This is a genomic window from Bacillus sp. JZ34 (assembly GCF_053903205.1).
Map to the genome: position 1 here is coordinate 3,355,153 of NZ_CP096403.1, position 19,871 is coordinate 3,375,023.

Consider the following 19,871-nt stretch of genomic DNA (forward strand, 5'->3'; position numbering starts at 1 on the left):
ATTCGCCTCCCGTTTTTTGCTTCCTGTCAAGTTTATCTGATGATGATAAAGAACATATAATTTTTTTGTAAAATTTTCAAAAAAGAATGAGAACAGGGATGACCGCATTCTCATTCTTTAATCGGAAGCTTCAATTTTACGGTCGTTCCTTTTCCTTCCTCGCTTTCAAAATGAATGCTTCCGCCGTGATTTTCAATAATTTTAAATGTAACCATTAATCCGAGCCCGGTTCCTTTTTCCTTCGTTGTATAAAATGGCTCCCCAAGCTTTTCAAGCACATCTTTTGAGATGCCCTTTCCCTGATCTTCAAAGGTGATGAATACGCTGTCTTTTTCAAAGTAGGAACGTATTGTGATAAAGCCTTCAACATCCTCCATCGCCTCGATCGCATTTTTTAATATGTTGAGGAAAACCTGTTTCAGTTCATTTGATACAGCAAGAATCTCAGGGAGATCTCCGCTCAGCTGTTTCTCGATCCGCACATTGTTCAGCACGGCCTGCGACTCCAATACCATGCAGACATCTTCAACAATCGAGTTGACCTGAACCGGATCAAATGTAGTCGATTTTGTTTTGGCCAATACGAGAAATTCGTTGATAATCGCTTCAAGCCTGATGAATTCGGACATCATCACTTCCGCATAGTCTTTTTGATATTTTTTAGACTGGATCATCAGCTGGAGGAACCCTTTCAGAGATGTGAGGGGATTCCGTATTTCATGAGCGATCCCGGCCGCGAGCTGCCCGACCGCTGACAGCATTTCCGATTTCATAAGCATTTTTTCAGACCGCTTTTGGTTTGTAATGTCCTCGGATATCAGCATCACCTGATGCACGTTCCCTGCGCTGTCCTCCACAGGAACAAGGGAGGTTTGCTCCCACCTGTCCTGCTGCTCCCCATCCTGGTAATGAAGATCCCCTGACCATGGTTTCTTATCAAGGACGTGCTTCCAGTAGCGATGGAGATCATCACAGTGAAAATGCTTGCGGTAAATGTCAAATACATCCCTGCCGATGATGTCATCCTGTTGTTTTCTGAGCATCCGGCAGAAGCGTTTGTTTGCATAAGTAACCGAACCGTCGACCGAAGTGAGCAATATGTTGGCCGGACTTTGATCAATAGCCTGTGAGCTGATGTGCAGGGCCTCGTTTGTCTTTTTCAGTTCAGTGACATTCGTGAACGTGACAACAATGCCTTCAATCTTTTTCCCCGAAGCATAATAAGGCATCATTTTCACGGCATACCAGCCGCCGTTTGGCATTTCGAACTCTTTTACGACCGTCTTGTTTTCATAAAGCGTCCGCTTTAAGTCATCGGCATACTCCTCATAGTTGAACCTCTCTGTCAGCTTATCGGCAGGCCTTGAAAGGTCCTCCTTTTTCAGGTCGAACATATTGGCGGCTTCTGGCGTAAATAATTTCAATTTCAATTCCTGATCCAAAAAAACGGCGGCGATGTTCGTGCTCGTCAGCAGATTGTTCAGATCATTTTTAAGGGTGTTCAGCTCATTCACTTTCTTTTCAAACGCCCTGTTTAGCGCTGTTAATTTTTTGTTTTCTTCCTGAAGCTTTTGATTGGCGGACACCAAAGCGTCGTTGGACGCTTCGAGCTCTTTTACCGTCCGGTACAGATGTTGGAGATGAAGCTGGCCGTCCTCTCCGCCGGATACCGGCGCGCGGGCAGCCTCTTCTTTTGCTTTTTCGATAAACAGCACATAAAGCTTGTGATACTGGCGGAAGAAACTTTTTAATGTCAAATGAACAAAGGATAGTTCTCCGCTTAAATAAATCGGAACGTTTTTAAACGACACTTTTTTCTCTTTTTTTGCCCGTTGTAAAGCGGCATTGACCTGCACGGATAAGCTCGCGGGAAAAGCTTGATGAATGTTGCCTTTTGAACTTTTCAAATATTGATCGGCACTTTCTGAGGACGCGACAATTTCTCCCCGGTCATTCAGGATCAGACAAGGAAACATATACTGGTCGATCAAGGAAAGATAAATATCATCCAGCCTATGAAAACCACTCAGTTCATTGATTTTTTTATATACTTCTGTTTGCACCTTCGGATACACAGAATCATTACCAAATAAACCTGACATTTTTCCAACCGTCTCACTTGAGCCCAGCATTACAAAACTCCTCCTTTTCTAAGTGCAAAATCAAAAAGGAAAACACCTTTTTTGCATTTTCATGATGATTGGCAGCTGAAATCATTTACGGAGGGAGAATCCTTTACAGATCGCGCAGGGGCAATAAAAAGTTTCCAGGCACCTTCTTTAAATGCCAAAGTTCTTCATGCCGATATCCACCCGGGCATTGCAAATCGATTGTTTTTCAGTCCATATTTAAACAAAAGTGCATGAACACAAGACCGACATCCGTCTTTTATTCTTCTTCCGGCAGGCTTTATTTGAATCCGACCTGTTTCGGCTCATTTGTTTTTTTGGATATCAGACATCCATCCACTCATCGAATTCCTTTAACTGCCGGAAGCATGCATGAACATTTCATCATCGCCCGGCAGATATGTGCTCCGTTTACAAAGGTACGAGGGATCTCAAAACCGGCCAGAATTTCCTCTCCTGATCCTCAGTTTTTTTCAGTTTGACGCCAAAATGACCTCATTTCCACTTTCGACCAATGAGATGATATATTGTCTTTGAACACAAGACCCCCATAATATTTTCTCTGAACTAAACTATTCGACGGTTAGAATAAAATCCCTTTAAATCCAGTTTATCGATTATTCCTTTTTTGAATAAACATGACGGCAAAAACGAAATATAATAGTTGAATTACATTTAAGGAGGATACGTTAGAGTGGAACAGCAAAACCAGCCGCAAATGCAAATCAATCAAGGCAATGAAGGAATGCAGCATATGAATCACGGGGGCCACGAAGTGTTTGACATGCATGAAGTGTTGTCCGGTATGATCGGCGTTCTTGAGCAATATATGATGTTCAGAGAGCATGTCAAAGATCCGGAGCTGCTCGATATTTTGGACAGGCAGCACCGGTTTATTTCGTCTCAGTACAACATCACAACAGAATGTTTCAGAACGGGGCAAAAGCCGAGCCAGGAAACGGCAACATATATGATGAAAGAGGATCGCCAATTTGTCTACGGGTTAAAAGATGCCCAGCCAAAACAGCCGAAGCAATCCGTGCAGGCGATTGATGACGCCTGTATCAGCAGCTTTATGCTCGGCTTGATGAAAACCAATTGTTCGGCATTGGCCATGGCGGCTCCCGAAGTGACAAACCCTGTCTGCAGAAGGGTTCTCGCAGACCAGATTCCTCACTATATCGAAATGGCTTATGAAATTTTCCTTTATCAGAACAAACACGGGTACTATCAAGTTCCTCAGCTTGCACCGCAAGACATGCAGAAGATGACTTCAGCATTCGCTCCGGTGCAAGGTCAGCCGCAAATGCCTCCGAACGGGCAGCAGAGACCTATTCATTGATAATGAAAACGGCACGGAAGAGAAACGTTCCGTGCCGTTTTTTTCGCTTCATATTTCCGTTTGAATTCTTTTTCAAAGCCCGGTAAAGACTGACCGACGGCGGCCTTAAATCCGTCTTCAAAACTTCCCCGAGCAGCCGTTTCCTCTATAATGTCGAGGATGATACCCCTTCCTTTTTTCTCCGCGAGCTCTTCGATCAAATAATAACTTTGCAAATAAATATCGGTTTCATATCCAATGCGTGCTTTTTGCCACTGCCGGTCGGTCTTCAGCTTGCTTAAAGGAACGGCTGACGGCAAAGTCCGGATTTCTACGGCGTCATGCGCAGAAACCCATTCCGCCACTCCCTCGTGAAACCAAAGCGGATAAGCTGCCGGGTCGGCATTCAGTTCTCTCAGCTTGACGTGAAAAGCATAATGGGTATACTCATGTATCAGCACCCGTTTGTACAGGAAGACGGCGAATCCCTCGCTGCTATTCAGATGCTTTTTCTCCTCGAGCAACAGCCCGATCATCCGCATATCATTTGAGTAAAATCCGGTGATATCCTTTAATTTTGAAAATGACTCCATATCATCGCGGTTTGAAAAAAAGATCAAATCAACGCTGTCTTGAAGAGGATTCGCAAACAGTTCCCGATTCAAGTCAGCTGCATCCCGAAGCGTCTCCTTTGTCAGCTCCAGGATCGTCCTATCTTCTTTAGCGTAATAAATGCTGACACTTTCATATTTAAGCATTTTCAGCGATTCTTTCAGTTTTTCTTTTTTCCCAGAAAGAACAGCTGCCTCAGGGCTCTCTTGGCTGAACACGACAAAAACGGCCAATAACAAAGCGGATAGAGTGCCCGCCATAATTAAAATAAAGGCTGCTTTCATCTCTCCCGTCACATATCATCCCTCCATCCGCAATGTGCTTCACTGTACTACACACTATGCGGGAAGGTTCAGGAAGTGGCCTGTATGAAAAGCAGCCAACAAAAAAAGCCGCTCATTGCGGCTTTTCATTATCTTTGATTCGGGAAAATTCTGTTGATCGTTTCACCGAATTCTTCAAACATGCCCTCGATCGGTTCGCCATTTTGGATTCTGTCGCCATAATTTGTCATCCGGTCAACAAAATCAGGATTTGCCGAAACGAATACATTGTTGATGTTATTGTCTGCTTCTTTAACCTTTTTCGAGATTTTCCCTTTCAGCTCATTCGTTACGTCGCCTTTCGGATTGCCTTTCAAAACGACCGCTACATAAGCGTTGCGGTTTGTCGTAATGACGTTTGCACTTCTTACTTCTTTCAGTTCCGTCACTTTGTCTGCAGCTTTATCCGCCACTTCCATATTATTATTATCCCGGTTGGCATCGCGGTTGTCTGTCACATTCATTTGGTCGTTGACGTTTCTGCCGTCATTGACATTCGTGCGGTCGTTATCTCTGTTTGTTACATTTTGAAGCGCATTGTCCTGGTTGCGACGGTTGTTATCCGCCCCCTGGTTTGCCATGCCGCATCCGGCTGTGAACAAAAACGGAAGGAGCAAAGCAACAATCGCGCTTTTTTTCATACTGAACATTAAAATTGCCTCCTTTAATGATTGACGTATAGGTTTTTCTTTTTCGTGTTATTTATTTGTCTAAAGCATATTTTTTATACGCGACTTTTGTTATGATCTTATTGAATGTAAAAATACCCAAATAAATCCGGAGGTGTATATAAAATGGAAAAAGCAAAAAGCATTTTGCATGTGCTGCGAATTAAAGACTTTGCGGTACATCCCAATGAGACGCAGCTTGTTTTTGATACAAATCTCAACGGAACATCAAACCTGTGGGCGATGGATCTTCCCGATGCATACCCGTACCAGCTGTCATTCTTGAATCAGGATGCAAAAGGAATCGCCTACAATCCCGACGGCTCTATTCTCTATGCCGGTTTTGACCATGACGGAAACGAACAAAGCGGACTGTACAAGCTTTCGTCAAAAAACGGGTCGTTCCATTCATTAAACGGAAATCAAACGGACCGCCACTTCGAGCCCATCCCTGTCCAAAACGCCGTTTACTACTCCTCCACAAAGGACAATCCGACATTTTTAAATACATACAGATACGATTGTCTCGCTGAAAAAGAAGAGCTTATTTTTGAAGGAAAAGACGGAACTTCAATACTGGCTGATGTAAGCCCGGGCGAGAAAGCCGTCAGCATCCATGTCTACTATGTCAACAGCCACAATGTCTGCATGATCCATACCGCTGAAGGTGTGACGACAGGAATCGTCCCCGATGAGACGCTGCCTCATATGGTTTATTCTTCCCGCTTTGCATCTGATGATCGGTTATTCGTCACGACAAACTACGAAGCCGAGTTTTCATACCTTGCCTTGTACAACGTTTCATCCGGTATTTTTGCGCCGGTGCTTTCGATTGACAAAACTGATTTAACAGCCATCCACGCTGATCCGAGTGGAACTTTCCTTTATCTGATTGGAAAAAAAGGCGTCAAAGAGGTGATGTATGAGTACAACACAGCAACAGGAGGAAGCCGGCAGGTGGACTGCCCTTGCACATCCATTTCGAAAATACACTGCGCCTCTTCGGGCACGCTGTACATTCTCGGCTCAACGCCGACCAGGCCGGCTAATCTCTATGTATTAACGAAAGGACAGACGAAATGGCGGCAATTAACGAAACATTCGGTTCCGGGTTTCTCCGAACAGGAGCTGTCATATCCGGAGGTTGTGACATATCCTTCTTTTGACGGTCTCGCAATAGAAGGGCTGCTGTTTAAGCCGGGCCCGGAAGAAGCGAACGGCTGGACGATTATTTGGCCGCACGGCGGACCGCAAGATGCAGAAACCTTTATGTTCTATGATCTCTTTCAACTCGCTGCGAAAATGGGCTACCAGTTATTCGCCCCTAATTTCAGGGGATCAGCGAATTACGGCTATTCCTTCTTTAAAATGGTTGAACAAGATTGGGGAGACGGACCGCGCCTCGATATGACTGCAGGCATCGACTGGCTTATCGATCAAAAGCTTGCGGACCGCGAAAAACTTTTTTTAATGGGGGGCAGCTACGGAGGGTATATGTCGCTATTGCTTCACGGAAGGCATCCAGAGTATTTCCACGCCGTCGTCGATATATGCGGAGTCAGCAATCTGTTTTCGTTTGTCGAATCCGTACCGGATTTCTGGCAGCCGATGATGGAAAAATGGGTCGGCAACCCTGAGCGGGATTATGAAAAACTGAAAGCCGATTCTCCTGTTACATACCTGGAGAATATGACTCAGCCGATGCTGATCATCCAAGGCGCAAACGATCCCCGCGTCGTAAAGGAAGAGTCCGATCAGGTCGTCAATCGGTTAAAAGCCATGGGGCGGAATATTGAGTATCTTGTTTTGGAAAATGAAGGGCACGGTTTTTCTAAAAGAGAAAATAAAATAAAAGCCTATCATAAAATTTTCGAATTTTTCGAAAGTAACCGCTTATATCTCGCGGCACAGCTTGAAGAATAAAACCGATCAGGACTGGGGATGGTATACGTAAAAAGGAGGTTGACCCTTTGTTTAGAAGAAGATCAGGCATCCATCCCGCTGTATTGGTTTTAGGATCAGCTGCATTGACCGCGGCTTTTTCTCCCGAAATCCGCAAAAGATTGACAGGCATGTTCGCGAAGGGCATGGGAGGTCGACAGCAAGGTAACGGCCGAAACCAGATGATGATGAATCCGGCTGACATGATCAAACAGGCTTTCAATTCCGGAGGACAGTCACAGGAACATCGCCAGTCAGGCCATACGGCAAACGACCAGCATCAATCAAGCCATATGACTGCCCCGGTTAATGTCATGAACGATCAGACTGCAAACCAGACGATGTTCGATAACGACCAAAACTATTCATAAAAAACGGCCCGCACGAGCAATCAAGCTGTGCGGGCCGTTCTTCTTTTACACTTCTGCTTCAATGATATTAGTACGGTCTTGGTACGTGTCTTTTTCAAGTTCATTTGTTGCTTTGCTTGTGACAAGTCCTGACGTCATGCTGCCGCTGACATTAAGAGCCGTACGCCCCATGTCGATGAGCGGCTCAACCGAAATCAGCAGTCCGGCAAGCGCTACGGGCATATTTAACGCCGAAAGGACGAGAAGCGCTGCAAATGTCGCACCTCCGCCGACGCCTGCCACTCCGAAAGAGCTGATCGCAACAACAGCGATAACCGTGAACAAAAATGACGGCTCAAGCGGATTTTGTCCGACCGTCGGCGCAATCATGATCGCGAGCATTGCAGGGTAAATTCCGGCACATCCGTTTTGTCCGATGGACAGTCCGAAGGAACCGGCAAAGTTTGCAATGCCTTCGGGAACACCGAGGCTGCGCTGTGTTTTAATGTTCAGCGGCAAAGCGCCTGCGCTTGATCTAGATGTAAACGCGAATACAAGGACCGGAAACGCCTTTTTCAAGTATGTGACAGGATTTAAACCGCTGAATGTAATGAGCAGCAGGTGAATGATGAACATGACGATCAGCGCCACATATGAAGCGATGACAAATTTGCCGAGCTTGGCAATGCTGTCGAGATCGCTCGTTGCAATCGTTTTTGTCATGATCGCCAATACACCGTAAGGCGTCAGCCTCAGAATCAACGTCACTACACGCATAATGATCGCATACACGGCATCAACCATCTTTTTGAAAAGCTCAGCTTGTTCAGGCTGTTTTCGATTGACCCCGAGATACGCGATTCCAAGGAAAGCCGCAAAAATAACAACGGCGATCGTTGATGTCGGTCTTGCTCCCGTAAAATCTAAAAACGGATTCCCCGGAAGAAGCTCGACAATTTGCTGTGGAAGTGTTTTGGCTTCCATGTCCTGCGATTTCTGTTCGAGTTCCGCCCCTCTCATTGACTCTGCCTGGCCTTGATCCACATGGACAGCCTGCAGGTCGAAAGCAAGTGCGGACGCGATTCCCACCGCAGCAGCGACAGCTGTCGTCGCGATCAAGAGGCCGATGATCAATCCGCTGATTTTTCCGATATTGTGCGTCAGTTTAAGCTTTGTAAAAGCACCCAAAATCGAGATGAATACAAGCGGCATAACGATCATCTGCAAAAGCTTCACATAGCCGCCGCCTGCAATATTAAACCAATCAGATGTCTGCGTAATCGTTTCTGAAGACGAACCATATATAAAATGCAAAGCGAATCCAAAAACAATGCCGATTCCCAGAGCGGTAAATACCCGCTTAGAAAACGAAACATGTTTTTTTTGCATCATATAAAGGAGCGCCATCAGGCCGAGCATGACGATAATATTAATAACAACAAATAATGTCATGGTAACAAAAGCACCCCCAGAATTTTTTACATTTAAAAACTATAGTACAACAAACCTGATTGGTCAAGTAGGAATTATCGATGTATTTCAATATATGACCCGGGAATCAATTGCGCGACTGACATTTTATTCGCCGATGTCTTTCAGTGGAACAAAAGTCGGCAGCTGTGCACCGTCAAACTCTTTTTTGATCAATTCAGCGGTATCGTCTGATTGGTACAGCTCAACGATTTTTTTCAAATCTTCACGGTCCCGGTCTTCTGTTCTGGCCGCAATAATGTTGATGTACGGTGTCGCTGTTTCGTCTTCCAGTTTAATCGAATCTTTGACAGGATGGAAGCCAGCGTCAACCGCTATGCCGTTGTTGATAACAGATGCAGCGACGTCGGGAAGCACGCGCGGCGTTTGCTCTGCGGCCACCGTTGTGATTTTGAGTTTTTTAGGATTTTCTTTAATCGCATCAAGCGTTCCGTTTCCGTCAAATCCGTCCTTTAATTGAAGCAGGCCGGCGGACTCCAACAGGAGCAAGGCCCTGCCCATGTTCGTCGCTTCGCTCGGAACAGCGATTTCCGCGCCGTTTGGTATATCGTCAGGCGAATCATACTTCTCGGAATAAATGCCCATCGGAGCGATGATCGTTGTGCCGATCGGCGATAGTTCAAGATTGCGTTCCTTTTTGAATGCATTAAAGTAAGATATCGTCTGAAATGCATTGGCGTCAATGTCACCGCCTGCCAAAGCCTGGTTCGGCTGAACATAATCAGAATATTTGACGATTTCAAGCTTTAAGCCTTCTTTCTCGGCTTTTTTCTTCACATAGTCCCAGATTCTTGTATCCGTTCCGCTGATGCCGATTTTAATGGTTTTCGCATCAGAGTCTGCCGCACACCCCGCGATCACTCCCGCAAGCAGCAGTAAAATGATAACAAATGTGAACTTTTTCATCATAGCTGTCTCCCTCTCTGTTTATCTTCTTCTCAATTTTTTGGACAGAACGTTTCCGGATGTCTGCAATCCCTGCACAACGATGACGAGAATTGCAACCGTGATGATCATCGTCAGCGTGTCAAACCTTTGGTAGCCGTATGTGATCGCCAAATCCCCAAGACCGCCGGCGCCTATCGCACCAGCCATCGCCGACGCTCCGACCAATCCGACAGTTGCCACCGTAAAACTCAGCACAAGCGAACCGAGCGCTTCCGGAATCAGAAACCGGAAGATGATCTGCCGCGGAGTCGCTCCCATTGCTTCAGCGGCTTCAATGACTCCCGGATCGACTTCAAGCAGAGAGTTCTCGACGAGCCTTGCGATGTAAGGCCCCGCATAAAAAGTCAGGGGAACAATCGCTGCCGATGTGCCGATGGACGTCCCCACAATCAGCCTTGTCACCGGAATTAAAGCAACCATCAAGATGATAAACGGAACGGACCGGAAAATGTTAATGATCATATTGACAACCGTAAAAACTGCCGGATTTTCAAGCAGATGCCCCTTCCTTGTGACAACCAGCAAAATGCCGAGCGGAATGCCGATCACGCTTGAAAATAAAAGCGAGAAAACCGTCATTTGAATCGTCTGAACCAGTGCGTCAATGATTTGGTCATATGTAACAAGCATGCTTATACCTCCCTGATGCGAATGTTTTCTCTGCGGATATATTCGAGCGCCCGCCCGATTTCACCGTCTTCCCCCTGCAGTTCAACCGTCATACTGCCAAACGGAATTCCCTGAAGCTCTGTAATCGTTCCGTGCAGAATGTTGACTTCTACGTCAAACCGCTTTGCCACTTGCGAAAGAAATGGCTTCCCGGAAGATTCGCCGACAAATTGAAGCTGGTAGAGATGCTTCACATTTAATTTTTGAATCGATTCAGGTATCTCGTGGTCGATGGCTGATTTGACAAAGCTTTTGGCCGTTTCGGTTTCCGGCGCGGAAAACACGTCAAACACGCTGCCTGATTCAATGATCCTTCCTTTTTCAATGACCGCGACTTTGTCGCAGATTTCTTTTGCCACATTCATTTCATGAGTGATCAACAAAATCGTGATGTTATATTGTTCGTTGACGCGCTTCAGCAGCTTCAAAATATCGCCGGTCGTCTGCGGGTCAAGCGCGGATGTCGCTTCATCACAGAGCAGAACCTCCGGATTTGTCGCCAGCGCCCGGGCAATGCCGACGCGCTGCTTTTGGCCGCCCGACAGCTGATCCGGATAATCGCGGGCTTTATCCTCAAGTCCGACAAAATGGAGCAGTTCCGTCACTTTTTGCTTGATTTCGGCTTTCGGTGTTTTGACAAGCGCGAGCGGCTCAGCGACATTAGCGAAAATCGTCTTTGAATTTAACAGGTTAAAATGCTGAAATACCATGCCGATCTTCCTTTTAACAGCTCGAATCTCAGCTTTCGACAGAGACATTAAGTCTCTTCCGCCGACGAATACCTTTCCGGCCGTCGGTTTTTCAAGGAAGTTCACACAGCGGATCAGCGTGCTTTTCCCTGCGCCGCTGAATCCGATGACGCCGTATATTTCCCCTTTATCTACATGAAGGTCGATTCCATTGAGCGCATGAACCTTCTGTCCGCCGCTTTCATAGACCTTTTCAACGCCTTCAAATGTAATCATGATGATCTTCCTCCTCTTTTTGGCTAACAAAAAAGGCTCCCTCTTAAAAAATAAGAAGAAGCCTTAGACGACACGAAGTAAATAGAGTGGTCCGCTCTCTTCTTATCTTCCAAGCCCGTACGGCTTGTTGGATGTGGCACAGTATTCTGCTGTATGCAGAACCCGCTGCCGAGGCTTCATAGGGCCAATTCCCTCCGCCTCTCTAAATAAGAAGTGTTGATGCATGAAGTTTTACCTAACTTTACAGCTTCTTTGAAATGTTGTCAATCAGAATTGTGAAAATTTCAAAAACCCGCTTTTCAATGCTTTATTTTTCGCCCTGATTATTAAATTTCACTTTTTTTAAAAAAATTGTGTTTAGCAGTTGTAATTTCGCTTAAACACTGGTAAAGTAAAGGTAATTATTTTTGTTCGAACTATCTTTAAGAAGAAAGTTTTGTAAGAGTTTTCGTCTTGGAAGTTTGTTTTAGAGCAAGAATAGTGAATTTAAGCGTTATCGCTTTAGGAGGAAATTTCATGCTAGAAGGTAAAGTAAAATGGTTTAACTCTGAAAAAGGTTTCGGATTCATCGAAGTTGAAGGACAAGACGATGTATTCGTTCATTTCTCTGCTATTCAAGGCGAAGGCTTCAAAACTTTGGAAGAAGGCCAATCTGTATCTTTCGAAATCGTTGAAGGAAACCGCGGACCACAAGCTGCTAACGTAACAAAAGCGTAAGCTGTGAACCGCTGATCTTCATACAGGACTGCTGACCGAATGTCAGCAGTCTTTTTATATTTAAAAAAAGCCTGACGCCCGGAAAACCGGCGTCAGGCTTTTTTTGCGAAAACCGCTTATGAAGCGATGTCTCTTTTTGTGAATGCACCAAAGGCGAGCACATGAAAAACGATAAAATAGACAGCCAGCACCACAATCGAGAATCCCAGCGTCATGTCTGAAACAAGCGGAGATCCGTCAAAGTATTGAGTGAGATCAGTGTTGGCAAATAAGATGTATTTCACCCAATCAAATTTCGTTGCGAGCAAGTTTGTCACCGTTCCGCCCATTGCCAAAAGGAAAATTGAAATACCTACGGCAAGCGAGCTGTTTCTGAAAACAGCTGAAATCATAAAGGCCATTGTCGCCATCATCAAAAGCGATATTGAATTCAGCAAATAGCTGCCGGCCAAGTGCAGCAGCAGGCTTTTTTCTTCAACGGTTCCATCGGCGTACGCCAAGTGAACCTGGCTGCCGTCGCCTGCCCCGAATAAAGCAAGGCCTGTGATACCCGCGCTTGCGAACAGAATGAAAAGCAAAGCCAATGCAAAAAGCAGAACTGTAAAATATTTTGCCAGCAAAATTTTAAAGCGGCTGATCGGCCTGATGACAAGCAGCTTCACCGTTCCCCAGTTGAATTCATTCGCAACGATTCCCGCAGCCACCGTGATCACAAACAGACCGAGGAGAGGAATGTTGCCGCTCGCGTCGCTGATGAACGACAGGGCCGAATAGTCCCCGTCTTCCGGCAAATCGTGCTTGATTCGATACTCATTAATGGCGGTCGACCGTTCATAGCTTTTTTCAAGTGCCGGATTATTGACCCCTTTAAGTTGTTCTTTCATATCTTTATTTTCCTGCATCAATTCTTTTTTCCAGTCCGGGTTTTGGTCTGTCTCTCCGATCATCTTTGTGAGAACGCCCAGCCCGATGGCAGATAACAGCAAAATCGCAATCATGACATATGTGCCTTTTCGATTAAAAATTTTGATCCATTCATTTACGATGAGATTAAACATGCTGAGCTTCCTCCTTCTCTGCGGTGATTTCCAGGAACCGGTCTTCCAGCGATTTGTTCACAGCCTTCACTTCATATAGGCGGACACCGTTGTCTGACAAGTGTTTGATCAAATCAGGCACTTCATCCTTTTGAAGACTGAGCTCTATCCCGCCTTCCGCTTCGTCAACCTTCATCTTTTTGAAGGCAGCCGCTTCCCGCATCAGAGCCTGATTGTCATCCGCTTGAATATAATAGCGCTTCTTTTCATCCCGAGCGGGTCCGTGCACATGCTGAATATCCCGGAGCTTTCCGTTCTGGATAATGGCGATCCTGTCGCACATCAGCTCCATTTCTGAAAGCAGGTGGCTTGAAACGATGACCGCCATACCTCTTTCTCTCGTCAGCTTTCTTAAATGATCGCGAATTTCCCGGATACCGGCCGGATCAAGCCCGTTCGTCGGCTCATCGAGAATCAAGAGCTTCGGATCGTGCAAAAGGCTTTGGGCCAGGCCAAGCCTTTGTCTCATTCCTAAAGAATACGTTTTGACCTTATCGTTGATCCTGTTTTTCAATCCGACAAGCTCGACGATTTCGTCAATTTTCTGTTTCGTCACGCCTTTCGTCATGCGCGCGTATTGCTGAAGGTTTTGATAGCCCGTTAAAAATTTATACAGTTCCGGATTTTCAACGATCGCTCCGATATGCCGCGCGGCCTTTTCAAAATTTTCTTTTACGCTGACGCCGCACACGGCGATTTCACCGGCGGTGATGTTCATATGCCCGACAATCATCCGGATCGTCGTCGTTTTTCCGGCGCCGTTCGGACCTAGGAAGCCGAATATTTCGCCTGCCCGCACGTCAAAGCTCAAGCCGTCGATAATCTTTTTCCCCCTGATCGTTTTTGATACATTTTTTAATTCCAAAAGTGTTTCCACTGTTTCTCCTCCAGCCTTTTCAATTTTTTTCTTCAATAAACCGTTTCAGCCATTCCAAAAGCGACATTCCGGATTCCTCGCGCAGCTGTTCGACATCCTTTTTTTCTTCAATTCGGCCATTTAAGACGACGACGACCTCATCCAAAATTTGTTCAATTTCATGAATCTCATGGGTGGCGATGACGATTGTCTGCTTATCAAGCTCCAAATATGTAAGAAGGCTTTTGACGATCGATTCTCTCACCATCGGATCAAGACCGGAAAACGGCTCATCAAGCAGCACGACTGCTGCATCGCGCGCCAATGTGAGCGCGAGCTTCAGCCTGCCCCGGTTGCCTTTGGAAAGCTTGCCGATTTTTTTATCCCCGTCGATTTTCATGTCCTTTAACAGGTCCCACGCTTTATTTATACGGAAATCGGAAAACTGGGTTTCATAAAAGTGAATCATATCCTTGACCCGAAATGGATCGTAGAACATATCGAGCTCTGTTAAATAGGCGATGTTCTTCGTCTCCTTTCTGGCTGAATCAGCTTTTAAAGAAATGCTCCAGAATCTCTGCACTTGATGAACAGCGCCTCGAATAATCCATAAGCATTGTAGATCAACAAGGAAATTTCCCGGATGAATTTTTGATAGCCGAATATTTTCTGAGCGCTTCATCTATCGTTCGAAAGAACATCACCTCATGTGGAAAAAACACGGAGCCTAAAAAGACAGCGATATTGACAAGAAGCAAATGACGCGGAAAACAGGCTGTTGCTGCTTGAGAGCAGAACGCTTCTGACAATCAGCCCGAAAATGAATAAACTAGCGCGGGAAATCAATTGGTATACAACAGCAATAACGCACTGTTGTTCGGATTATATAACCAAAGCTGCGTCTTTCCTTCCAGACCGAGCTGTATCAGAGTACTGCATCAGTAGTACGAGGGAAATCACAAGTAATATTGCAAAAAAGCGCAAATAAAAAAAGCAAACCCGCTGGTTCCCAGCGAATTTGCCTTTAATCCTGTTCCCGCTTTTTCATGGATTTTAATGCTTTTCGGTAATCCATATCGTCCATTTCCGTTTTCTCGGAATGGTTTTTTTCCTCTTTTGGATGTTGAAGTTTTTGCAGAATCGCCCGATAGGTTTGATCATTCATTTCGAACGGATCTTGCTGATCGGCTTCAACTTGCTCAGCGACTTCTTCTTCCTGAACATGAGGAATGCCAGCTTCAGCTGCCGCGTTATCCTCATGTTCGGGTTTATCCTGTGAAGACGCCGACCGCACATTAAATACCACCAGACCGATAATGACGAGGACAGCAGCGATGATGGTCAATATAATGGTCATGTCAAATCGCTCCTCACTGTCCTGCTGTAAAGCGGTCTGTCACTTGGGCGACGCGTCTGCCTAAAGCCCGGCCCAGCTCCAGGCCTTCTTCGCCGATCAGTTCGTCACTGTCGACAGGACACGTGATGCCTGCACCGTAATAAGACCCGTATAAAGCATTTTCAGGTACATTTCCAGGCAAGCCGACGACCATCATGCCTTGATGAAGCATCGGTGTTATTAAGTTGAGCATTGTCGCCTCAAGACCGCCGTGAGTTGTCGCTGTTGTGCAGAAGACTGCGCCGATCTTATTGATCAGCTTCCCTTCCGCCCAAAGGTAGCCCAGCCTGTCGATCCAAGTTTTTAATCCGGAGCTGATTGTACCGAAATGACCTGGGCAGCCCCAGATGATAGCATCCATTTCTTCGAGCTTTCTAATATCCGCCTGGCTGACATGATCGATCAGCACGTCTGCAGCCTCATGTTCCCCTGCGCCTTCCGCAATGGCTTCAGCCAGCTTTTTCGTATGCTCGCCTTCACTGTCGTAAACAACATAAATTTTCATGTCAGAACCTCCTCATTTTAAGATTCTTTCGCTTCTTTAGGAGCCGGAAGCAATGTCAGCTCCTCCGCCTTGTTCTTCCTGCGCAGCTTGTCTTTTCTGACATCCCTCAAAAACAGGCTGAGAACGAGGCCGATGACACAGAACCCGGCCGCCCACATAAATGCGTCATTGATGCCCATGACATTCGAGTTGAGCTGAGCCTGTCCGGTCAAATATTTCACGACATATTGTTGTGCTTGTTCAAGAGATATATGCATCGATTGCGCTGTTGACTGAATGGTTGACTGCAATGTGCTCATAAATGACGGATCAGCCGTATTTGTCTGATCGGCCATTGATGCATAGTGGAATGTCGTGCGATTTGTATAAATCGTCGTGATCAAGCTCGTTCCGATCGAACCGCTGATTTGGCGAAGCGTATTCGACATCGCCGTTCCGTGGCTGTTTAAATGCTGCGGAAGCTGGTTCATGCCGGCAGTCATGATCGGCATCATCAACATGGACATCCCAAACGCCCGAATCGCATAGATCAACACGATGTGCATATACGGTGTATCGATCGTAAGCGTCGTAAATTCGTAGGTCGTCACAACAGTGATCAATAATCCGACAATCGCTAGCGGCCTTGGGCCGACTTTATCAAATAAAATTCCTGAGATCGGCGACATCACAAGCATGACAAGTGCGCCCGGCAGCATCAAAAGCCCCGACTGAAGCGCTGTAAAACCGACCAGGTTTTGCAAGTAAATCGGAATCAGGAACATTCCTGCATACAAAGCAACTGTAATGATGGCGTTGATCACGCTTGACAGTGAAAACATATCGTATTTGAACACTCTGAAGTCAAGCATCGGCTCTTTCGATTTCAACTGCTGGATGATAAAAGCGGCAATGCCGATTACACCGATCACAACTGTGGAAAGTACGAGCGGATCATCCCAGCCGTCTGAGCCGGCTTCGCTCACACCATACAGCAACGCCGCAAATCCGACAATTGAAAGAACCGCGCCCGCTGTGTCCAATTTGATTTTTTTAGGTTCCGTCATATTTTTAAATAGGAAAAAACCGAAAATGATGACGATCAAACCAACCGGCACAAGGCCGTAAAACATGATCCGCCAGCTGTAGTTTTCAATGACCCAGCCGGATAGCGTCGGACCGACAGCAGGAGCAAACATCATCGCAAGCCCGAAGATTCCCATTCCTTTCCCGCGGCTTTCCGGAGGAAAGATAAAGAGAATCGTGGTCATGACCAAAGGCTGAAGTATGCCTCCGCCGACTGCCTGAATGAGGCGTCCGGTTAACATCGTCGAGAAGTTAGGCGCAATTCCGCATATCAGCGTTCCGACCGTAAACAGCAGCATCGCCGTTAAAAACAAGCTCCGTCCGCCGAACCGCATAATCAGGAAGGCTGATAAAGGAATCAAAACGCCGTTGACAAGCATATATCCGGTTGTCAGCCATTGAATCGTTGTGGCGCTCACATTGAACTCTGTCATGAGATGAGGCATCGCCACATTCAGTAGCGTTTGGTTTAAAATGGCCAGAAACAAGCCGCCCATTAAAATGATGAGCAGTGACATATTTCCTTTTTTCTGAGAAGCCACTTATGACATCCTCCTTTCGCTCGTTTTTATTTCCCCCGGTTATTTTGAAATTTTCACGGATGCGTTCATTCCCGGCAGCACTTTGTCAGACGGGTTTTTAATTGAAATTTTCACAGGTACTTTCTGCGTCACTTTCGTGTAGTTTCCGCTTGAATTGCTTTGAGAAAGCAAGTCAAATGTTGAGTTTGTCGCATAGCCGATTTCTTCGACATTTCCTTCAAATGTAGTGCCTGAATCACCGTCAACGACGATATCGACTTTGTCCCCTTTTTCGATGTCTTTCAGGTCGTTTTCTTCAATGTTAGCTGTAATGTACAGATGATCCATGTCGATGGTTTTCGCAAGCGTTTGACCGGCTTGTACGATCTGGCCTTCTTTCGCTTCGTTTTTGACAATCGTTCCGTCCATGATCGACTTCACGTCAACCGTTTGTTCCCCTTTGATTTTCGCTGCTTTTTCGTCTTTTGAAACTTTTGATCCTTCTTTCAAATCCCAATCTGAGAGCTTCCCTGATGAAGGCGCCGTAATGTCGGCCATCTCGCCTGTCACGTGTGCTTCGTCGGTTTTCACATAGCTGATGCTGTCATAATAGAAATACGCACCTCCTGCTAAGATGGCAAGCACGATGATGAGTCCGATAATGTTCGTCGCAATTAAACGTCCTTTGCTCATGTTTATTTCTCCTTTCATATCCTTATATTTTGGATGAAGCCGGTTTGATCGGCTTCCGCGGTTTTGCGTTTTCCTATTTCCTGCCCAGCAACTTGCGGGACGTGTACTGAAAAAGTTGTTCAAAACTGAGCAAGAAAGATCGGAAGCGGTAAATTTGTTTTTACCTCTGCACAACAAAATAAATAGTTAACAAGATTAAATATTAGTTAAAGTAATAAAGAATGTCAATAACCTTGCACTTAAAATTTTGATTTAAATATTTTCCAAACAAAAAACCTCCGCTGCCGGAGGTTTCAATCGCGTTTTTTCATGTATATTGATGCCGTTCTTCATTGCTGAAGAAGCTCTTCAGAGCCTGAAAAACATCGGCTTTCTGTTTCAGCACATAATACTTGAATTTTTCGTTTTTAATATTTTTGTAGGCTGACATTAACGTTGAATGTCTGTTGTACTGGTTGACTTCGCCATAGCAAAAGATATTCGCTTTCTCCATAATCTCTCCGACAAGCTTAACGCAACGCGCATTGTCGGATGTCAAATTATCGCCGTCCGAAAAATGAAACGGATAAATGTTATAGCGTGTCGGATGGTATTTGTCTTCAATCAGTTCGAGGGATTTGCGGTATACAGATGAACAAATCGTGCCCCCGCTTTCCCCTTTCGAAAAGAAATCTTCTTCTGATACCACTTTGGCTTCAGTGTGATGGGCGATAAACTCAATATCGACCGTTTCATACTTTGTCCGTAAAAAACGTGTCATCCAAAAGAAAAAGCTTCGCGCCATATATTTTTCCCAAACGCCCATCGATCCGCTCGTATCCATCATTGCGAGCACAACGGCTTTTGATTCCGGCTTTACGGAGTCATTCCACGTTTTAAATTTTAAGTCTTCGGGGTAGATCGGATAAAATGAAGGTTTTCCCGTCATTGCATTTCGCTTAAAAGCGCTGAGCATCGTTCTTTTCTTATCGATATTACCGGTCAAACCCGTTTTGCGGATATCGTTGAACTCAATATCTTCGACAACGATATCATCCCGTTCTTTTTGTTCTAAATTCGGCAGTTCCATTTCGCTGAAGAGCGCCTCTTCCAAATCGATTAACGAAACTTCAGCTTCATAATAATCTTCACCGGCCTGATCGCCCGCTCCCTGGCCTTTGCCGGCGCCCCGTTTATCCGAACCGTCCCTTGCGACGATATCTCCTACCTCGCTGTCGCCGTCTCCTTGGCCGGCATGTTTATTTTTATCATAGTTATAGCGGATTTTATACTCATCTAACGATCGAATCGGAATTTTGACAACATCTTTGCCGTTGGACATAATAATGCTTTCTTCTGTAATCAGGTCAGGCAGATTGTTTTTGATCGCGTCCTGCACCTTTTTCTGGTGACGCTGTTGGTCATCATACCCTTTTCGGTGGAGGGACCAGTCTTCCTGAGAAATAATAAAATGGCCATTGTCTTTATGGGACATGAATTCCCCTCCTTATTGATAATCCCCTTAAATGGCTTCGGTTTATAGCCCTGCGGATGCAAGTCTAAAATGTTTATTGTTATCTTATGCAGGTGCAAATAACTTTTGACAAACAATTTTGAAAATGGGA

The 19,871-nt window shown here is 45.5% G+C and carries 19 protein-coding genes and 1 riboswitch; of the genes, 4 read left to right on the forward strand and 15 right to left on the reverse strand.

Going from position 1 to position 19,871, the window contains the following annotated elements; all coding sequences use genetic code 11:
- Positions 1-110: 110 nt before the first annotated feature.
- The gene (locus M1D90_RS17100) at positions 111-2,132 is read right to left on the reverse strand and encodes an ATP-binding protein (RefSeq protein ID WP_411239087.1); all 2,022 of its coding nucleotides are present in this window, start codon (positions 2,130-2,132) and stop codon (positions 111-113) included.
- Between the two features lie 691 nt (positions 2,133-2,823).
- Here M1D90_RS17100 and M1D90_RS17105 point away from each other — a divergent pair.
- Positions 2,824-3,471 carry a spore coat protein gene (locus M1D90_RS17105; protein WP_020450692.1) on the forward strand — a complete coding sequence of 216 codons (648 nt, stop codon included), beginning with the start codon at positions 2,824-2,826 and terminating at the stop codon, positions 3,469-3,471.
- On the opposite strand, the gene M1D90_RS17110 is transcribed toward M1D90_RS17105, so the two are convergent.
- A complete protein-coding gene (locus M1D90_RS17110) occupies positions 3,465-4,358 on the reverse strand; it encodes a hypothetical protein (protein WP_456282922.1) in 894 nt (297 codons plus the stop codon). The two genes, M1D90_RS17105 and M1D90_RS17110, sit on opposite strands and share 7 nt — an antisense overlap.
- Positions 4,359-4,474: 116 nt before the next feature.
- Entirely contained in the window at positions 4,475-5,035 is a 561-nt protein-coding gene (locus tag M1D90_RS17115) for a YhcN/YlaJ family sporulation lipoprotein (RefSeq protein WP_396279054.1), read from the reverse strand.
- A gap of 144 nt (positions 5,036-5,179) precedes the next feature.
- Here M1D90_RS17115 and M1D90_RS17120 point away from each other — a divergent pair, with 144 nt between their 5' ends.
- Together M1D90_RS17120 and M1D90_RS17125 are read left to right on the forward strand one after the other, a co-directional pair.
- On the forward strand, positions 5,180-6,976 hold the full coding sequence (locus M1D90_RS17120; RefSeq protein WP_456282923.1) for an alpha/beta fold hydrolase: 1,797 nt from the start codon (positions 5,180-5,182) through the stop codon (positions 6,974-6,976).
- A 47-nt stretch (positions 6,977-7,023) separates the two neighbouring features.
- Positions 7,024-7,365 carry a hypothetical protein gene (locus M1D90_RS17125; RefSeq protein ID WP_020450688.1) on the forward strand — a complete coding sequence of 114 codons (342 nt, stop codon included), beginning with the start codon at positions 7,024-7,026 and terminating at the stop codon, positions 7,363-7,365.
- A 45-nt stretch (positions 7,366-7,410) separates the two neighbouring features.
- Here the strand turns inward: M1D90_RS17125 and M1D90_RS17130 are convergent, their stop codons facing one another.
- From M1D90_RS17130 to M1D90_RS17145, 4 genes are all read right to left on the reverse strand, one after another.
- The gene (locus M1D90_RS17130; protein ID WP_020450687.1) at positions 7,411-8,796 is read right to left on the reverse strand and encodes an L-cystine transporter; all 1,386 of its coding nucleotides are present in this window, start codon (positions 8,794-8,796) and stop codon (positions 7,411-7,413) included.
- Between the two features lie 126 nt (positions 8,797-8,922).
- The gene (locus M1D90_RS17135; RefSeq protein ID WP_149169340.1) at positions 8,923-9,741 is read right to left on the reverse strand and encodes a MetQ/NlpA family ABC transporter substrate-binding protein; all 819 of its coding nucleotides are present in this window, start codon (positions 9,739-9,741) and stop codon (positions 8,923-8,925) included.
- Positions 9,742-9,762: 21 nt separating this feature from the next.
- On the reverse strand, positions 9,763-10,413 hold the full coding sequence (locus M1D90_RS17140; protein ID WP_020450685.1) for a methionine ABC transporter permease: 651 nt from the start codon (positions 10,411-10,413) through the stop codon (positions 9,763-9,765).
- Between the two features lie 2 nt (positions 10,414-10,415).
- A complete protein-coding gene (locus M1D90_RS17145; protein WP_023856483.1) occupies positions 10,416-11,417 on the reverse strand; it encodes a methionine ABC transporter ATP-binding protein in 1,002 nt (333 codons plus the stop codon).
- A 99-nt stretch (positions 11,418-11,516) separates the two neighbouring features.
- Positions 11,517-11,630, reverse strand: a riboswitch (SAM riboswitch).
- A gap of 303 nt (positions 11,631-11,933) precedes the next feature.
- Here M1D90_RS17145 and cspB point away from each other — a divergent pair.
- A complete protein-coding gene (gene cspB / locus M1D90_RS17150; protein ID WP_003155376.1) occupies positions 11,934-12,134 on the forward strand; it encodes a cold shock-like protein CspB in 201 nt (66 codons plus the stop codon).
- 116 nt (positions 12,135-12,250) lie between these two features.
- Here the strand turns inward: cspB and M1D90_RS17155 are convergent, their stop codons facing one another.
- From M1D90_RS17155 to yhbH, 8 genes are all read right to left on the reverse strand, one after another.
- The gene (locus M1D90_RS17155; protein WP_101560629.1) at positions 12,251-13,192 is read right to left on the reverse strand and encodes an ABC transporter permease; all 942 of its coding nucleotides are present in this window, start codon (positions 13,190-13,192) and stop codon (positions 12,251-12,253) included.
- Entirely contained in the window at positions 13,185-14,108 is a 924-nt protein-coding gene (locus M1D90_RS17160; protein ID WP_023856481.1) for an ABC transporter ATP-binding protein, read from the reverse strand. Before M1D90_RS17160 ends, M1D90_RS17155 begins: the two co-directional genes overlap by 8 nt.
- Before the next feature lie 19 nt (positions 14,109-14,127).
- Complete coding sequence (locus M1D90_RS17165) at positions 14,128-14,670, reverse strand: ATP-binding cassette domain-containing protein (RefSeq protein ID WP_230631837.1); 543 nt, start codon at positions 14,668-14,670, stop codon at positions 14,128-14,130.
- 441 nt (positions 14,671-15,111) lie between these two features.
- A complete protein-coding gene (locus M1D90_RS17170) occupies positions 15,112-15,444 on the reverse strand; it encodes a hypothetical protein (RefSeq protein WP_039072544.1) in 333 nt (110 codons plus the stop codon).
- 13 nt (positions 15,445-15,457) lie between these two features.
- Positions 15,458-15,988 carry an NAD(P)H-dependent oxidoreductase gene (locus tag M1D90_RS17175; RefSeq protein WP_020450678.1) on the reverse strand — a complete coding sequence of 177 codons (531 nt, stop codon included), beginning with the start codon at positions 15,986-15,988 and terminating at the stop codon, positions 15,458-15,460.
- Between the two features lie 17 nt (positions 15,989-16,005).
- Positions 16,006-17,571, reverse strand: a complete 1,566-nt coding sequence (locus M1D90_RS17180; protein ID WP_231692498.1) for a DHA2 family efflux MFS transporter permease subunit — start codon at positions 17,569-17,571, stop codon at positions 16,006-16,008.
- 63 nt (positions 17,572-17,634) lie between these two features.
- A complete protein-coding gene (locus tag M1D90_RS17185) occupies positions 17,635-18,267 on the reverse strand; it encodes an HlyD family secretion protein (protein WP_128822912.1) in 633 nt (210 codons plus the stop codon).
- A 307-nt stretch (positions 18,268-18,574) separates the two neighbouring features.
- Entirely contained in the window at positions 18,575-19,741 is a 1,167-nt protein-coding gene (yhbH, locus tag M1D90_RS17190) for a sporulation protein YhbH (protein WP_020450675.1), read from the reverse strand.
- Positions 19,742-19,871 lie beyond the last annotated feature (130 nt).

Coding starts and splice junctions, on each gene's coding strand:
- M1D90_RS17140 (WP_020450685.1), bottom strand. CDS start 10,413: ATGCTTGTTACATATGACCAAATCATTGACGCACTGGTTCAGACGATT.
- M1D90_RS17100 (WP_411239087.1), bottom strand. CDS start 2,132: ATGCTGGGCTCAAGTGAGACGGTTGGAAAAATGTCAGGTTTATTTGGT.
- M1D90_RS17155 (WP_101560629.1), bottom strand. CDS start 13,192: ATGTTTAATCTCATCGTAAATGAATGGATCAAAATTTTTAATCGAAAA.
- M1D90_RS17130 (WP_020450687.1), bottom strand. CDS start 8,796: ATGACATTATTTGTTGTTATTAATATTATCGTCATGCTCGGCCTGATG.
- M1D90_RS17180 (WP_231692498.1), bottom strand. CDS start 17,571: ATGTCACTGCTCATCATTTTAATGGGCGGCTTGTTTCTGGCCATTTTA.
- M1D90_RS17120 (WP_456282923.1), top strand. CDS start 5,180: ATGGAAAAAGCAAAAAGCATTTTGCATGTGCTGCGAATTAAAGACTTT.
- cspB (WP_003155376.1), top strand. CDS start 11,934: ATGCTAGAAGGTAAAGTAAAATGGTTTAACTCTGAAAAAGGTTTCGGA.
- M1D90_RS17115 (WP_396279054.1), bottom strand. CDS start 5,035: ATGTTCAGTATGAAAAAAAGCGCGATTGTTGCTTTGCTCCTTCCGTTT.
- M1D90_RS17170 (WP_039072544.1), bottom strand. CDS start 15,444: ATGACCATTATATTGACCATCATCGCTGCTGTCCTCGTCATTATCGGT.
- M1D90_RS17175 (WP_020450678.1), bottom strand. CDS start 15,988: ATGAAAATTTATGTTGTTTACGACAGTGAAGGCGAGCATACGAAAAAG.
- yhbH (WP_020450675.1), bottom strand. CDS start 19,741: ATGTCCCATAAAGACAATGGCCATTTTATTATTTCTCAGGAAGACTGG.
- M1D90_RS17185 (WP_128822912.1), bottom strand. CDS start 18,267: ATGAGCAAAGGACGTTTAATTGCGACGAACATTATCGGACTCATCATC.
- M1D90_RS17145 (WP_023856483.1), bottom strand. CDS start 11,417: ATGATTACATTTGAAGGCGTTGAAAAGGTCTATGAAAGCGGCGGACAG.
- M1D90_RS17135 (WP_149169340.1), bottom strand. CDS start 9,741: ATGAAAAAGTTCACATTTGTTATCATTTTACTGCTGCTTGCGGGAGTG.